The sequence below is a fragment of the Pseudomonas lini genome (assembly GCF_964063345.1).
Taxonomy (GTDB): domain Bacteria; phylum Pseudomonadota; class Gammaproteobacteria; order Pseudomonadales; family Pseudomonadaceae; genus Aquipseudomonas; species Aquipseudomonas lini_B.
Genome location: NZ_OZ061318.1, coordinates 3,613,520 through 3,629,331 on the forward strand (window position 1 = coordinate 3,613,520; position 15,812 = coordinate 3,629,331).

A 15,812-nucleotide genomic window follows, 5' to 3' on the forward strand; every position below is an offset into this window, starting at 1 on the left:
AAGAAGGGCGGGACGGTGGAAAGGCCAGTTCAAGTGCAGAGCCTGTGGCGAAGAAATTTGAGCGACGAGAATCCTGTGGGAGCGTGGCTTGCCCGCGAAGAATGCACCGCGGTTTTTCAGGTATTGCGCGTCATCGTTCTTCGCGGGCAAGCCACGCTCCCATAGGTTCTGCGCCTTAACTGACCGGCATCAGCGCCAGAAGAAGCTTTTTTCTTCTTCGGGTTTGTCTTTGAGGGGGCATTCCGGCCGTTGACCGTAGTCGGTAAGGACGCAGGGATTGACCTGGCGTTTCTGCGCGAGGGAAATACGCTGCATGTGGAACGGTTGATTGGCCGTGCGCTCGACGGTACGGCCCTGTTCGTCGAGGATTTCCACCGACAGGTGATGGCTGCCACGGTCGATGTTGCTCAGGGCGAACACCGGGCTCGGGCCTGGCTCGGCGGTGGGCTTGCCATCCAGCAGCAAACGGTAGTGATGACCCTGTTGCAGGCCGGGTTCGCTGGTAACGCTGACGATCAATTCACCGGCAGTACTACGGATCGTGGCATCCGGGTCCGGCACCAGCACACGAAGCATGTCGTAATGAAACAGGGGCTTGGCCTGGTTTTTCGCGGACGTCATGGGCGCGGCGCCGCTCGGGTTGGCCGACATTCGATTGCTGGTCGCCAGTGGCACACGCTTGGCGTTACGGGTGCCCGGCTGATCGGTGAAAACCCGATTGCCCTGGGCGTCGATGTAGGTGAAAACCTCGGCCATTGCCGGCAGGCTGATCAGGCAGGCGACCAACAGCCAGAACCTCAAGGCTTATGCACCCGTTGTACGGTGAAAGTCACGGTGGAGCTCTGTTGCACGACGTTTTGCCCATCGATGACCTGAACCGCGAGGCGGTGTTCGCCTCGATCGATGTTCACCAGTTGCAGAATCGGGACGTTGCTCGGTTGGCCGTAGGGTTGATCGTCCAGGAACAACCTCAAACGATGAGAGCCTTGCAGGCGCGGTTGGATCAATACACCGACAGTGAACGTGCCGTTGTTGGCGCGCAGGGCTTCTTCAGTGGGCAGACCGGTCAGCTCCAGCACCTGATAGGCGCTGTTGGGCTGTTCACTGCTGCTGGATTGCGCGGGCGCAACAGGCTCGCTCGGCGGTTGAATCTCGACGCTGTTGAGCGGTGGCAACTCCACGGGTTGAGCTTTTACGCCATAGGGCGGTTGATTGCTGTACGCGGTGTTGCCGTTGGCGTCGGTGTATTTGTAGATCTGCGCGGCGGCGGGCAGGGCGATCAGCACAAGCAGGCATAACAACAATGAGCGCATTGCAGGCTTCCATTGGCCGTTGGGCAAGTGTCCGGCCCTGTTCCGTTCATGGCGACTAAGCGCTGAGCATAGAGCACTTCAGCGCACGCCGGCAGACCAACTCAGCGGCTGGCGCTGCACAACTCGGCGGTGGCGCGTACCTGGGCAAGCTTTCGCAGTGACGCTTGGGTATTGGTTTTATTGGCCTTGGCCAGCCAGGACGGGCACTGCGGGTCGTTGCGATAAGGGCCGAAATCAGCCAGTTGTTGCAGCAGGCGTTTTTGTAACTGATCAAGTTGCGGGCGGATCTGCCCGACGAGATCGGGGCGAGGGTCGTTGGGCGCCTTGCCTTGCGCATGCCAGTCAGACAGGTGCGCGTATTGCACCAGTTTGTTGGCCTCGATCTGCGCCGAGAAGAACTGTTCGACGGCTTCGTTGCTCAATTTATAGGTCGGTGCCAGGGCGACGGCGCCGGCAATGACTTCGCGCTCGCGCTGCCGGTCCTCGACCGGTTTGCCGCTGTCCCATTTGCTCAGCGCGACCTGATCGGCAATTGCCAGGCGTTCTTCGATGGTGCCAAGCAGCGGGGCGAGGGCAGCAGGTGCCGGGCTGGCAAAAGCGTTGTTGGCCAGCAGGGCGGTGAACAGGGCAAGGCATGGGCGTAGGCGCATGAGGCATCTCGGCTTTATCGGATGAAGGCCATGATGCACGCAACCGGGCGTCCGATGACAGGCGGTCGCCCATAAAAAAGGCCTCCCGAAGGAGGCCTCTCTTTTGTCACGCCGCGTAGCGCGGCGCTACCGGATCAGCAGCTGTAGTACAGCTCATATTCCAGTGGGTGTACGAAGGTACGAACCTTGATTTCTTCTTCGCTTTTCAGAGCGATGTAAGCGTCGATGAAATCGTCGCTGAAAACGCCGCCTTTGGTCAGGAACGCACGACCTTTGTCCAGCTCTTCCAGGGCTTCTTTCAGGCTGCCGCAAACTTGTGGGATCTCTTTCGCCTCTTCAGGCGGCAGGTCGTACAGGTTTTTGTCAGCTGCGTCGCCTGGGTGGATCTTGTTCTGGATGCCGTCCAGGCCAGCCATCAACAGTGCAGCGAAGCCCAGGTACGGGTTAGCTGCTGGATCCGGGAAGCGAGCTTCGATACGGCGAGCACGAGGGCTGGACACGTAAGGAATACGGATCGAAGCCGAACGGTTACGAGCCGAGTAAGCCAGCATCACTGGAGCTTCGAAACCTGGGACCAGACGCTTGTAGGAGTTGGTCGACGGGTTGGTGAAGCCGTTCAGAGCCTTACCGTGCTTGATGATGCCGCCGATGAAGTACAGAGCGGTATCGGACAGGCCGGCATAGCCTTCGCCAGCGAAGGTGTTCTTGCCATCTTTAGCGATGGACAGGTGAACGTGCATACCCGAACCGTTGTCGCCGTACAGAGGCTTAGGCATGAAGGTCGCGGTGCGGCCGTATGCGTCAGCAACGTTGTGTACGCAGTACTTCAGGGTTTGAACTTCGTCAGCCTTGGCAACCAGGGTGTTGAACTTCACGCCGATTTCGTTCTGACCGGCAGTCGCCACTTCGTGGTGGTGAACTTCGATGACCAGGCCCATTTCTTCCATGGCGTTGCACATGGAGGTACGGATTTCGTGGTCGTGGTCGAACGGCGGAACAGGGAAGTAGCCGCCTTTGACGCCTGGACGGTGGCCTTTGTTGCCGCCTTCCACGTCCTGGTCGGACATCCACGAACCTTGTTCGGAGAAGATTTTGAACATCGAACCTGAGATGTCGGACTTGAACTTCACTTCGTCGAAGATGAAGAATTCAGGCTCTGGACCCACGAATACGGTGTCGCCGATACCAGTCGACTTCAGGTATTCCTCGGCACGCTTGGCGATCGCACGTGGGTCACGGTCGTAGCCTTGCATGGTCGAAGGCTCGATCACGTCGCAAACCAGGATCAGGGTCGGCTCTTCGGTGAACGGGTCGAGAACGGCAGTGCTGTCGTCCGGCATCAGGATCATGTCGGAAGCTTCGATGCCTTTCCAGCCAGCGATGGAGGAACCGTCGAACATTTTGCCTTCTTCGAAGAAAGCTTCATCCAGCCCATCGCGAGCCGGCATGGTCACGTGGTGCTGAGTGCCTTTGGTGTCCGTGAAGCGCAGATCAATCCACTTGACGTCATGATCTTTGATGAGTTGAACCGACTTCGACATAGTGTCCTCCGGGTGGCTTCGGGCTTAGTAGTGGATGCCCTTAGAATGTGGGTGATGCCGGCGCGAATACTCTGCCATGGCAACCTGCCTCACAAGGGAGCAAATTGCATGCCAGTGCCCCACCATGGGTTTTTTGCCCCAATATCACGCTTATAAAGGTGCAATGCCTCGAAAAGCGCCAAACCTCGCCCTGTAATGTAGCGTTGAAATCCATAAATGACCCGTTTTGGTGCGTGCAAAACCTTCTGCACATTAACTGGTTAAACCTTGAGCAATTTCCGCTATAATCCGCGCCCCCCTTTTTCGGCTGGCCCAGCGCGCGCTGTTTTCATGAAACTAATCGTAAAAGTCTTTCCCGAGATCACCATCAAGAGCCGCCCGGTACGGATGCGTTTCATCCGCCAGTTGGCCAAAAACATCCGTACCGTGCTCCGCGATCTGGACCCGGCTGTGGTGGTGAACGGTGTGTGGGACAATCTCGAGCTGGAAACCCGCGTCAGCGAGCCGAAAGCCCTGAAGGAGATGACCGAGCGCCTGAGCTGCATGCCGGGCATCGCGCATTTCCTGCAGGTCGATGAATATCCGTTGGGCGACTTCGACGACATCGTCGCCAAGTGCAAGCAGCATTTCGGTGACGCCCTGGCCGGAAAGATCTTTTCGGTGCGCTGCAAGCGTGCCGGCAAGCACGAATTCAGCTCCATGGACGTCGAGAAATACGTCGGCAGCCAACTGCGTCGTCAGTGCGGCGCCGCCGGAATCTCGCTCAAAGAGCCTGAAATCGAAGTTCGCATCGAAATTCGCGACAAACGGTTGTTCGTGATCCACAGCCAGCACAACAGCATCGGCGGTTATCCGCTGGGTGCCCTGGAACAGACGCTTGTACTGATGTCCGGTGGCTTCGATTCCACCGTCGCCGCCTACCAGATCATGCGCCGCGGGCTGATGAGCCATTTCTGCTTCTTCAATCTGGGCGGACGTGCCCACGAACTGGGCGTCATGGAAGTCGCGCACTTCATCTGGAAGAAGTACGGCAGCTCCCAACGCGTGTTATTTGTCAGTGTGCCGTTCGAGGAAGTACTGGGAGAAATTCTCGGGAAAGTCGATAACAGTCATATGGGCGTAGTTTTGAAGCGTATGATGTTGCGCGCTGCTTCCCGTATTGCCGATCGGCTGGAGATCGAAGCGCTGGTCACCGGCGAAGCGATTTCCCAGGTGTCGAGCCAGACGTTGCCGAACCTGTCCGTGATCGACTGCGTGACCGACAAGCTGGTCTTGCGTCCACTGATTGCCAGTCACAAGCAGGACATCATCGACCTGGCCAACGAAATCGGTACTGCCGATTTCGCCAAGCACATGCCGGAATACTGCGGGGTCATCTCGGTGAACCCAAAGACCCACGCCAAGCGTCCACGCGTGGAGCATGAAGAGAAAGAATTCGACATGGCAGTACTTGAGCGTGCGCTCGAGAACGCCAAACTGGTGCCGATCGATCGCGTAATCGACGAATTGGGCCAGGATTTGCAGATCGAAGAAGTCAGCGAAGCACTGGCGGGCCAGATCATCATCGACATCCGTCACCCGGATGCCGCTGAAGACGAGCCGCTGGAACTTGCTGGCATTGAGGTGCAGACGATGCCGTTTTATGCATTGAACGCTCGTTTCAAGGAACTGGACCCTACTCGCCAGTACCTGTTGTATTGCGACAAAGGCGTGATGAGTCGCCTGCATGCCCACCATTTGCTCAGTGAGGGGCATGCCAATGTGCGCGTTTATCGACCGAGCTAAGTGCCCGGGGCTGTTTGCCTGTGGCCTGCGTCACCGGCCCCCCGACGCCGCCGTCAAGCTGTAACGGCTTTGCCGGACTCTACTGTAAATCGCTGCCAAGACTTGTCAGCACACCGAATCCTCTGATCGAGATACACAAGTGATCGAAAATCTACGCAACATCGCCATCATTGCTCACGTTGACCATGGTAAAACCACCCTGGTAGACAAACTCTTGCGTCAATCCGGCACCCTGGAGCGCAACGAGCTCAACGACGAGCGCGTGATGGACTCCAACGACCAGGAGAAAGAGCGCGGTATTACCATTCTGGCGAAAAACACCGCCATCAACTGGAACGGCTACCACATCAACATCGTGGACACCCCGGGCCACGCCGACTTCGGCGGCGAAGTTGAACGCGTAATGTCGATGGTTGACTCCGTTCTGCTGCTGGTTGACGCTCAAGACGGCCCTATGCCGCAAACCCGTTTCGTGACCAAGAAGGCTTTCGAAGCCGGCCTGCGTCCAATCGTGGTCATCAACAAGGTTGACCGTCCAGGCGCGCGTCCGGACTGGGTTCTGGACCAGATCTTCGACCTGTTCGACAACCTCGGTGCTACCGAAGAACAGCTGGACTTCAAAGTCGTCTACGCCTCGGCCCTGAACGGCATTGCCGGTCTGGAACACACCGACATGGCTGAAGACATGACTCCGCTGTACCAGTCGATCGTCGACAACGTACCTGCGCCGAAAGTCGACCGTGACGGTCCGTTCCAGATGCAAATCTCCGCTCTGGACTACAACAGCTTCCTGGGTGTTATCGGCGTTGGCCGTATCGCTCGTGGTCGCATCAAGCCGAACACTCCGGTTGTCGCTATCGACGCCGACGGCAAGAAGCGTAACGGTCGTATCCTGAAGCTGATGGGTCACCACGGTCTGCACCGCATCGACGTTGAAGAAGCAGCTGCCGGCGACATCGTCTGCATCAGCGGCTTCGACCAGCTGTTCATCTCCGACACTCTGTGCGACCCACTGAACGTCGAAGCGATGAAGCCGCTGACCGTTGACGAGCCAACCGTTTCCATGACCTTCCAGGTAAACGACTCGCCTTTCTGCGGTAAAGAAGGCAAGTTCGTCACCAGCCGTAACATCAAGGAACGTCTGGACAAAGAACTGCTCTACAACGTTGCTCTGCGCGTTGAAGAAGGCGACACCGCCGACAAGTTCAAAGTCTCCGGCCGTGGTGAGCTGCACCTCTCGGTACTGATCGAAACCATGCGTCGCGAAGGCTTCGAAATGGGTGTTGGTCGTCCAGAAGTGATCATCCGCATGGTTGACGGCGTCAAGCACGAACCGTACGAAAACGTGACCATCGACCTGCCGGAAGAATCGCAAGGTTCGATCATGGAACAGATCGGTATCCGTAAAGGCGACCTGACCAACATGGTTCCGGATGGCAAGGGCCGTGTGCGCCTTGAGTACAACATCCCGGCTCGTGGCTTGATCGGTTTCCGTAACGAGTTCCTGACCCTAACCTCCGGTGCAGGCATCCTGACCTCGATCTTCGACCGTTACGACGTGATGAAGTCCGGCGACATGTCCGGCCGTCAGAACGGCGTGCTGGTTTCGGTTGCTACCGGTAAGGCGCTGACTTACTCGCTGGAAACCCTGCAAGCTCGCGGCAAACTGTTCCTGGGTCACGGTGAAGACGTGTACGAAGGTCAGATCGTCGGCATCAACAGCCGCGACAACGACCTGGGCGTCAACCCAACCAAAGGCAAGAAGCTCGACAACATGCGTGCTTCGGGTAAAGACGAAACCATCGCTTTGGTTCCGCCTATCCGCTTCACCCTGGAGCAGGCTCTGGAATTCGTTCAAGAAGACGAATTGTGCGAAGTCACTCCTAAGTCCATCCGTCTTCGCAAGAAGATCCTGGGCGAAAGCGAGCGTACTCGCGCTGCCAAGAAAGCTGGCAACTGAGTTTCGACTTAGTTAGCGCTTAAAAAAACGCCCCCGACCTTGCGGTCGGGGGCGTTTTTGTTTGTCTGGGGTTTGTGCGGTGTCAGTTCGGGCCCCATCGCGGGCAAGCCCGCTCCCACAGGGGGCGGCGCCGAACACAGATTATGTAAACACCACAAATCACTGTGGGAGCGGGCTTGCCCGCGATGAGGTCCCGTCAGACAACGGGATTCTGGATCAGAACTTGTCCAGCGTCCGCGGATTGCTCTCGCGCACCACTTCTTTGGGCTTGTACGCGCAATACCCCGGTCGCGGTCCGATCTTCGGGTGGTTGCGGCAGGTGTCCGGACGCTTATCATAAATAGTGCACAGACGGCTCTTACGATCCAGGTACAGGCAATCGTTGTTGCTCATGCGCTGAAGGGTGAAGATCTCGGACTTCTGGTTATAGCGCTCGACGATCCCTTCCTTCTGCAAACGCTTGGCGATGTTCTTCGGCGGATCGCCACGCTCGAACTCATCGACGATGCCGATACGGATCAGATCCTTGATCTTGACCTCGACCGGCAAGGTGCAACAGCTGGACACGCAGGAACCGCACATCGGGGCAGAGTACTTGGCCCAGGTATCGAGGCGATCGATCTCCGCGGCGGCGATCAGGTTGGGCTTCATCATCGGTTGTTACCAGCGTGTGCATCAGGGCGCGCGATCATACCGGGACTGGTGGATTTTTGAACAACCTTTCGCCAGATTTTTTCGCATGGCGCAAAATAACCCCTGTGTCCGGCACGGCCCCTGCATTGTTTCTGGCACGCGACACCGTAATGTCGACCTATCTCGCACTAACGGGAAAAACTGCCGAACCAGAGTCTCAATGGTCTGTCAGACCGACTAGGCTCAGACAACTTCACGCTCGCTCGAGGTCCTATCGATGACTCAAGAACCACTTGTTCGCGAAGCAGAGGTGGCCGCATTCCGCGACGCCGTCTTGACCAAGCTTACCTACGCGGTGGGCAAAGACCCGGATCACGCCTTCGACCACGACTGGTTCGAAGCCATCGCCCTGGCGGCGCGCGATCACATGGTCGAGCACTGGATGGATCACACCCGGCAGATCTACCGCAAAGGCCAGAAACGGGTCTATTACCTCTCCCTTGAATTCCTGATTGGCCGCTTGCTCTACGACAGCCTGAGCAACCTCGGCCTGCTCGATGTGGCCCGCGAGGCCATGACCGAACTTGGCGTCGACATGGAACGCATCCGTCTGCTGGAACCCGATGCTGCACTGGGCAACGGAGGCCTCGGGCGTCTGGCGGCGTGCTTCATGGAAAGCATGTCGACCCTGGGCATCGCCGGCCATGGTTACGGCATTCGTTACGAACACGGTTTGTTCCGTCAGGCCATCGTCGACGGTTGGCAGCAGGAGCAGACCGAACACTGGCTGGATTTCGGTAACCCGTGGGAGTTTGAACGGCCGGAGGTCGCCTATCCGATCGGCTTCGGCGGCAGTGTCGAAACGGTGACCGATGAAAACGGCAAATCCAGGCAAGTCTGGTCCCCGGCGGAAACCGTGCGGGCGATTGCCTATGACACCCCGGTGGTCGGTTGGCGCGGCGCGAGTGTCAACACGCTGCGACTGTGGCGTGCCCGGGCCATGGAAGAGTTGCACCTGGAACGCTTCAATGCTGGTGACCACTTGGGTGCGGTCGCCGAAGTGGCCCGGGCCGAAAGTATCTCCCGCGTGCTCTACCCGGCGGACAGCACCGAGGCCGGCCAGGAACTGCGCCTGCGCCAGGAATACTTCTTCGTCGCCGCGTCCCTGCAGGATTTGCTGCGCCGCCATCGCAACATGCACACCTCGGTGCTGACCCTGGGCGATCACGCGGCCATTCAACTCAACGACACTCACCCCTCGATTGCCGTGGCCGAGTTGATGCGTCAGTTGGTCGACGTTTATGACGTGGCGTGGGATGCGGCATGGCAGGTCACCGTCGACACGCTGTCGTACACCAACCACACGCTGTTGCCGGAAGCGCTGGAAACCTGGCCGGTCGGTTTGATGGAGCGGATGCTGCCACGGCACATGCAGATCATTTATTTGATCAACGCCCAGCACATCGACTCATTGCGGGCCAAGGGCGTTCACGATTTCGACGTGTTGCGTGCGGTGTCGCTGATCGAGGAAGACAACGGTCGCCGCGTGCGCATGGGCAACCTGGCATTCCTTGGTTCTCACAGCGTCAACGGCGTGTCCGGCCTGCACACGCAGTTGATGCGCAGCACGGTGTTCTCCGAACTGCATAAACTCTATCCGGAGCGGATCAACAACAAGACCAACGGCATCACCTTCCGCCGCTGGCTCTATCAAGCCAACCCCGAGTTGACCTCGATGATGGTCGACGCCCTCGGCCCGGATCTGCTGGATAACCCCGAAGAACGCCTCATAGGGCTGGAACCGTTTGCCGAGAAGACTGAATTTCGCAAACAGTTCGCCGAACAGCGGTTGCACAGCAAGAAAGCCCTGGCGTACCTGATTCATGAACGGTTGGGGATCGCGATCAACCCGGCGGCGATGTTCGACGTGCAGGTCAAGCGGATCCACGAATACAAACGTCAGTTGCTCAACCTGCTGCACACCGTCGCGCTGTATCAGGCGATTCGTGCCGAGCCGGAAATCGACTGGGTGCCGCGGGTGAAAATCTTCGCCGGCAAAGCGGCGGCCAGTTATCACCAGGCCAAGCTGATCATCAAGCTGACCAACGACATCGCCCGGGTGGTCAACAATGACCCGACCGTACGTGGTTTGCTCAAAGTGGTGTTCTTGCCCAATTACAACGTCAGCCTGGCCGAAAGCATCATTCCGGCGGCGGACTTGTCGGAGCAGATTTCCACCGCAGGCTTCGAAGCCTCGGGCACCAGCAATATGAAATTCGGCCTCAATGGCGCTCTGACCATCGGCACCCTGGATGGGGCCAACGTGGAGATGTGCGAGCGCATCGGTGCCGAACACATGTTCATCTTCGGCCTCAGCGCCGAGCAAGTGGAAGCGCGCAAGCTCAACCATGAGTTCAGCGCGGCGCCGGACATTGCCGCCTCCCATCGACTCAATGACGTGCTGCAAGCGATTCGCGGCGGGGTGTTCTCACCGGACGATCCGTCCCGTTACACCACGCTGATCGATTCGCTGGTGGACTACGACCGCTTCCTGGTCTGCGCCGATTTCGATTCCTACTGGAACGCTCAGATGCGCGTCGAGGCTCACTGGCACGACTCGAAAGAATGGTGGCGTTCGGCGGTATTGAGCAGTGCGCGGATGGGTTGGTTCTCGTCCGACCGGACCATTCGCGAGTACGCTACGGACATCTGGAAGGCGTTGGAGTAACTTTTAGCAATAATTGCGAGTCAGGTCCGACGGTTGTTGGGCCGGACCGATATACTAAGCACCAGTTTTGCCGGATGTTTCTGTGACCGCTGCGCGGTCAATCGCGGGCAAGCCACGCTCCCACAGGTCATATGTCGTCCTTACGGCTCATGTAAATCCTGTGGGAGCGTGGCTTGCCCGCGATGACGTCCGTGCAGGCGCCACAAGGCAATGGGCCGCTTAGGGATATCGACCATGCAATGGATTTTCATGCTGATTGGGCTGGTGCTGGGCTGGCTACTCGACGAGTCGTTCAGCGATGCGCTGTTGGGCGCTTTACTCGGGCTGGGTATCGGTCAGGCAATCCGCATCAGCCGCTTGAATACTCAAACCGCCGAACAGCGGCGCTTGCTCGATCAGGCGCAGGTTGCGCTGAATGCGGTCGAGCAGCGATTGGCATTGCTGGAAGTGTCGGGCGTCAAAACACCTGAAGCCAGTGAACCTGCGGCCAGCGAACCGGTTCCATCCCCTGAAATCATTCTTGAGCAAGCCCCTGTCGCCACCCCGGAATTGATCTGGGAGCTGCCGCCTGAACTCGAACCCATCACAGCTGCTGCCACCGACGCCAGTCGTCCGCCGCCCGCTGATGCCTGGAAACCCGATCCGGTTGCTCGTGAACCCCAGCAACCGGCGGCGCCTCGCGGCCCGAACTTCATCGAGCGCGCCATCAGCGGCGCGCGCAACTGGTTGTTCGGTGGCAATACCGTGCTGCGGGTCGGCGTGGTGCTCTTGTTTCTCGGCCTGGCCTTCCTGTTGCGCTACGCCACTGAAGGCATGGTGGTGCCGGTCGAGTTGCGTTATGCCGGTGTCGCGGCGGCGGCCTTGGGCTTGCTCGCGCTGGGCTGGTTGCTGCGCCTGCGCAACAGCAATTACGCGCTGATGCTGCAAGGCACCGGGATTGCGGTGTTGTACCTGACGGTATTTGCCGCGATGCGCCTGCATCCATTGCTCGACCCCACGGCTGCGTTGGGACTGCTGGTGGTGGTAACAGTGTTCTCGGCGATTCTCGCCATTACCCAGAACGCATTAGGCTTGGCCGCCGCTGCCGCGCTAGGCGGTTTCGCCGCGCCGATCCTGACCTCCACCGGCGCTGGCAACCATGTCGCGTTGTTCAGCTACTTTGCCCTGCTCAACGCCGGCATCCTCGCCATCGCGTGGTTCAAGGCCTGGCGGTTGCTCAACCTGATCGGTTTTGTCGGCACCTTCGGCATCGGGTTGGCCTGGGGTCTGCGTTCCTATACACCGGAATTGCTGTGGAGTACCGAGCCGTTCCTGATTCTGTTTTTCCTGATGTACCTGGCCATCGGTTTGTTGTTTGCTCGGCGCAAGCTGCTGGAAATGAGCGACGCGCCCGAGGACGATAGCCGCGAAGCACTGCTGCACTGGTCAGCGCGCAAGGGCGATTACGTTGACGGCACGATGCTGTTCGCGCCACCGCTGGTGGGTTTCGGTTTGCAGTTCGCGCTGGTGGAGCATCTTGAATTTGCCGCGGCTTTCAGCGCCTTGGCACTGGGCATGATTTACATGGGGCTGGCCCGGTTGCTGATGGGCGGCCGAGCGCTGTTGTTGGCGGAAACCTGTCTGGCACTTGGCGTGATCTTCGCCAGCCTGGCGATTCCCTTGGGGCTCGACGCGCGTTGGACCGCAGCCGCCTGGGCGGTGGAAGGCGCGGGGATTTTCTGGCTCGGCCTGCGTCAACAACGACCGCTGGCGCGAGCCTTTGCCTTGCTGCTGCAACTGGGCTCGGCACTGGCCTTTCTCAGTGAACTGCGGACCGGCGAGAGCAGCCTGCTCGAGGGCGCGCCGCTGGGGGCGTTGATGCTCGGTGTGGCGCTGCTGTTCAGCTTCTACCAATTACGCAAAGCATTGCCCGAACAGGCCTCAAAGTGGGAACGCCAAGGGCTGCCGGTATTGGCCTGCCTGGGGCTGACGTTCCTTTATCTGCTGGCGCCGCTGTTCTTCTTCACCCACGGCACGGCGATCAGTTGGGCGCTGGCCGGGTTGGCGACGCTGTTCGTCGGCTTGCGCCTGCAATCGAGGACGTTCCTGTTCACCGCGTTCGCCGTGCAACTGCTCGGCGGTGCGTTGTTCCTGTTGCGGCTGCAAGGGGCGGGTGGTGAGTCTGCTGCGGTGTTCAGCGCCGGCTGGAGCGGTTTGCTCAGCGCGTCCCTGATCGGGCTGGCGTTGATCGGCGGAATGTTGCTCGCGGCCCGCGACGAAATGGTGCGCAGTGACGTGCGTCTGCTGCGCGGCTTGTCAGTGGTGTTGCTGGCCGGTCTGGTGCTGATCAACCTCGCCGTGCTGTTCGTGTTGCCATGGCAAACCGCGAGTGCGGTGTGGGCCGCCAGTGGTTTGTTCATCATCTGGTTGAGCCTGTACCTGAAGCAGCGTGTGAGTTTTGTTTTTGGTCTGCTGTTGCAGGTGATCGGCGGCGCTGCGTTCCTGTTCGCCGGGCCAGATCTGCTCGGTGCGCTGCTCAGCGAAGGGTTGCGGCCGCTGGCGCATAGCGGTTTCTGGACGCCGCTGGTGCTGGGGCTGGCTGCCTTCGTCGGGGCCTGGCGTTTGCAGCTCGGCAACCATGCTTCGGCTTTCGATGGGTTGAGCCTGCAGCGCTTGTCCGAAGTGTTGCTGGTGTGGGGCGCGGGTTGGTGGGCGCTGGCATGGGTCAGCGAAGTGCTGCGCTTTGCGCCGTTGAATCTACAAGCTACTTTGTTGCTGGCCGTCGCCGCCGTGAGTGTCGCGCTGTGGACGGTATTGGCACTGCGCCTGAAGTGGTCGTCGCTGGGCTTGCTCTGCACCTTGCTGATTCCCGCTGCGGGTCTGGTGCTGCTCGCGGCCTGGCATTCGCGTTATCACCCGGCCGCCAACTTCGGCTGGCTGGTTTGGACTGCGGTGTTCGTCGTGCATTTCATCTCGCTGCGGCGTTTGGCGCCGACGTTGCCCGCAACAGCCCTGAGCACCGCCCATGTGTTCGGCTGCTGGTTGTTGATCGGCGTGCTGGCGCTGGAGCTGCGTTACGGTCTGCTGCTGTTGTCGGAGCAGTACAACGCCTGGCGCTGGTTGGGCTGGGCGATTCTGCCGAGCCTTTATCTGGTGCTGATGGCCGCGCCACGTGCGTGGCCGTGGCCGGTATCGGAGTATCCCCGCGAGTACCGGGTCTATGCCGCTGCGCCGTTGGCCTTGTTGATGCTCGGCTGGTTCTGGCTGGCGAACATTGCCAGTGACGGCGCCGCCGAGCCACTTCCGTATGTGCCGCTGATCAACCCGCTGGAGCTGGGCCTGTTGTTTGCTTTGTTCGGCGTTTACGTCTGGTCTCGCAGCGCCGTGACGCAGCTGGCGATCCGCAAGGATTACGCCGATAACGCCACGCAAGTGATTGCCGGTGTTTCGCTGTTCGTCTTCTTCACCGCGCTGGTGATGCGCGCGGCTCACCATTGGGGTGGCGTGCCGTTCGCGCTGGATCTGCTGCTTGGGTCGATGTTGGTGCAGGCCGGCTTGTCCATCGTCTGGACCCTGATGGCCCTGAGTCTGATGATCGGTGGGCATCTGCGTCATCGCCGCGAAGTCTGGCTGATCGGCGCGGCGCTGATTGCGCTGGTGGTCGCCAAGCTGTTCTTCGTTGAATTGAGTAACCGCGGCGGGCTGGCGCGGATCGTGTCGTTTATCGGCGTTGGCGTGTTGCTGTTGGTGGTGGGCTATTTCGCCCCGTTGCCACCCAAGCGCGCCGAGGCTGTGCCGGATGTTGAAAAACCGGCCCCTGAAACCGAAGGAGTGTCGTCTTGAGTCAGAAGCTGAATTTGGGCTTGTGGGGGGCTGTGGTGCTGGGTGTGACGCTGTCGGCCGGCGCGCAGGAAAAACCGGCAGACTTTGCCGCGCAGGTGCCGTTGTCGGTGAGTGGCGAGGGCCCGTGGTATCGCCTGGAATTGCCCTTGGGCGTGCAACTGAAGGCGCGGCAAACCGATCTCAGCGATCTGCGCGTGTTCAACGCTGCCGGTGAACCTCAGGCTTATGCTCTGGCCCGAGAACCCGCGCAGACCCGCGAAAACCGCACGCTGAACGACGTGAAGTGGTTCCCGTTGTACAACTCGGCGGATGCCACCGAACGCGCGCCGAGTGTGCGCGTGCAATCGAACACCAACGGCACGTTGATCGAAGTGCAGCCGTCCAGCCAGTTGGAGGCGGGCGAAGAAGAGCTGCGCGGTTGGTTGCTCGACGCCAGCCGCATCAAGGCGCCGTTGCAGCAATTGATCCTCGACTGGACCAGCGATCGCGACGGTTTCCAGCGTTTCAGCATCGAAGCCAGCGACGATTTGCAGCATTGGCAGTCGTGGGGCGAAGGGCAGGTGGCGCGTCTGACGTTTGCCGACGAACGGGTCGAGCAACATGAAGTCGGCCTGCCGGGGCAATCGGCGCGCTACCTGCGCTTGCTCTGGAGTTCACCGCAATCGGCGCCAGTGCTGACGTCGGCGCAACTGGAAAGCACCAACCCTCGCACCTTGCCGCTGCCGTTGGTCTGGTCGCAGCCTTTGGCTGGCACCAGCGTGAAGGCCGGTGAGTACATCTGGCAATTGCCCATGGGATTGAACGTCCAGCGCTTGCAGATCGAGCTGAATCAGCCCAACAGCCTGGCACCGGTGACGTTGTCGGGTCGCCGGGAAACCAGCCTGCCGTGGCAAACGCTGACCAGCGGTTTGCTCTACCGCTTGACCCAGAATGGCCAGGACGTGGTGCAGAACGAATTGCAGCTGCCGGGCCAGACCGTGCAGCAATTGAAGCTGACGGTGGATGAGCGCGGCGGAGGTCTGGGCGCCGAAGCACCGACCGTCCGGTTTGCCGTGCGCTCCACGCAACTGGTGTTCCTGGCGCGCGGGGCCGGGCCTTATACGCTGGCGCTGGGAAGTGCGACGGTGAAGGCAGCGAGCTTGCCATTGTCGACGCTGATTCCGGATTACAGCGCTGCGAAGCTGGCGGCGTTGGGCAAGGCGACGGTGGAGGGTGGGGTCGTGGTCACGACGGCGGCAACCGTGCCAACGGTCGCGGACACGAACTGGAAGAAAATCGGATTGTGGGCGGTGCTGTTGCTCAGCGTGCTGGTTTTGGGGGCCATGGCGTTCAGCTTGCTGCGCAAACCACCAATCAAATCCTAGGCTGGCGCTTCGCGCC

At 59.8% G+C, this 15,812-nt stretch carries 10 protein-coding genes; 5 read left to right on the forward strand and 5 right to left on the reverse strand.

What is annotated here, in order from left to right:
* Positions 1-189 precede the first annotated feature (189 nt).
* The 4 genes from AB3226_RS16455 to glnA all read right to left on the reverse strand — a co-directional run bounded on the left by AB3226_RS16455 (position 190) and on the right by glnA (position 3,504).
* Positions 190-801 carry a DUF4124 domain-containing protein gene (locus AB3226_RS16455; protein WP_367373815.1) on the reverse strand — a complete coding sequence of 204 codons (612 nt, stop codon included), beginning with the start codon at positions 799-801 and terminating at the stop codon, positions 190-192.
* Positions 798-1,313 (reverse strand): DUF4124 domain-containing protein, encoded by a 516-nt coding sequence (locus AB3226_RS16460; protein WP_367373816.1) that lies wholly within the window; start codon positions 1,311-1,313, stop codon positions 798-800. The genes AB3226_RS16455 and AB3226_RS16460 overlap by 4 nt, the downstream gene beginning before the upstream one ends.
* Positions 1,314-1,414: 101 nt before the next feature.
* The gene (locus AB3226_RS16465) at positions 1,415-1,963 is read right to left on the reverse strand and encodes a chorismate mutase (RefSeq protein WP_367373817.1); all 549 of its coding nucleotides are present in this window, start codon (positions 1,961-1,963) and stop codon (positions 1,415-1,417) included.
* Between the two features lie 134 nt (positions 1,964-2,097).
* Entirely contained in the window at positions 2,098-3,504 is a 1,407-nt protein-coding gene (gene glnA, locus AB3226_RS16470; RefSeq protein ID WP_007907861.1) for a glutamate--ammonia ligase, read from the reverse strand.
* A gap of 330 nt (positions 3,505-3,834) precedes the next feature.
* On the opposite strand from glnA, the gene thiI reads away from it, so the two are divergent.
* Positions 3,835-5,289 (forward strand): tRNA uracil 4-sulfurtransferase ThiI, encoded by a 1,455-nt coding sequence (thiI, locus tag AB3226_RS16475; protein WP_008005335.1) that lies wholly within the window; start codon positions 3,835-3,837, stop codon positions 5,287-5,289.
* Positions 5,290-5,428: 139 nt separating this feature from the next.
* The gene (gene typA, locus AB3226_RS16480; RefSeq protein WP_007907857.1) at positions 5,429-7,249 is read left to right on the forward strand and encodes a translational GTPase TypA; all 1,821 of its coding nucleotides are present in this window, start codon (positions 5,429-5,431) and stop codon (positions 7,247-7,249) included.
* Between the two features lie 216 nt (positions 7,250-7,465).
* Here the strand turns inward: typA and AB3226_RS16485 are convergent, their stop codons facing one another.
* The gene (locus AB3226_RS16485) at positions 7,466-7,903 is read right to left on the reverse strand and encodes a YkgJ family cysteine cluster protein (RefSeq protein ID WP_030129267.1); all 438 of its coding nucleotides are present in this window, start codon (positions 7,901-7,903) and stop codon (positions 7,466-7,468) included.
* Positions 7,904-8,159: 256 nt separating this feature from the next.
* On the opposite strand from AB3226_RS16485, the gene AB3226_RS16490 reads away from it, so the two are divergent.
* The 3 genes from AB3226_RS16490 to AB3226_RS16500 all read left to right on the forward strand — a co-directional run bounded on the left by AB3226_RS16490 (position 8,160) and on the right by AB3226_RS16500 (position 15,796).
* Complete coding sequence (locus tag AB3226_RS16490) at positions 8,160-10,610, forward strand: glycogen/starch/alpha-glucan phosphorylase (RefSeq protein WP_367373818.1); 2,451 nt, start codon at positions 8,160-8,162, stop codon at positions 10,608-10,610.
* 234 nt (positions 10,611-10,844) lie between these two features.
* A complete protein-coding gene (locus AB3226_RS16495; RefSeq protein ID WP_367373819.1) occupies positions 10,845-14,432 on the forward strand; it encodes a DUF2339 domain-containing protein in 3,588 nt (1,195 codons plus the stop codon).
* Entirely contained in the window at positions 14,429-15,796 is a 1,368-nt protein-coding gene (locus tag AB3226_RS16500) for a DUF3999 domain-containing protein (RefSeq protein ID WP_367373820.1), read from the forward strand. The genes AB3226_RS16495 and AB3226_RS16500 overlap by 4 nt, the downstream gene beginning before the upstream one ends.
* Positions 15,797-15,812: the final 16 nt, after the last annotated feature.

Bases quoted from the DNA above. Each gene is read 5' to 3' on its own strand.
- AB3226_RS16460 (WP_367373816.1), bottom strand. From the start codon at position 1,313: ATGCGCTCATTGTTGTTATGCCTGCTTGTGCTGATCGCCCTGCCCGCC.
- AB3226_RS16465 (WP_367373817.1), bottom strand. From the start codon at position 1,963: ATGCGCCTACGCCCATGCCTTGCCCTGTTCACCGCCCTGCTGGCCAAC.
- glnA (WP_007907861.1), bottom strand. From the start codon at position 3,504: ATGTCGAAGTCGGTTCAACTCATCAAAGATCATGACGTCAAGTGGATT.
- thiI (WP_008005335.1), top strand. From the start codon at position 3,835: ATGAAACTAATCGTAAAAGTCTTTCCCGAGATCACCATCAAGAGCCGC.
- AB3226_RS16485 (WP_030129267.1), bottom strand. From the start codon at position 7,903: ATGATGAAGCCCAACCTGATCGCCGCCGCGGAGATCGATCGCCTCGAT.
- AB3226_RS16490 (WP_367373818.1), top strand. From the start codon at position 8,160: ATGACTCAAGAACCACTTGTTCGCGAAGCAGAGGTGGCCGCATTCCGC.
- AB3226_RS16495 (WP_367373819.1), top strand. From the start codon at position 10,845: ATGCAATGGATTTTCATGCTGATTGGGCTGGTGCTGGGCTGGCTACTC.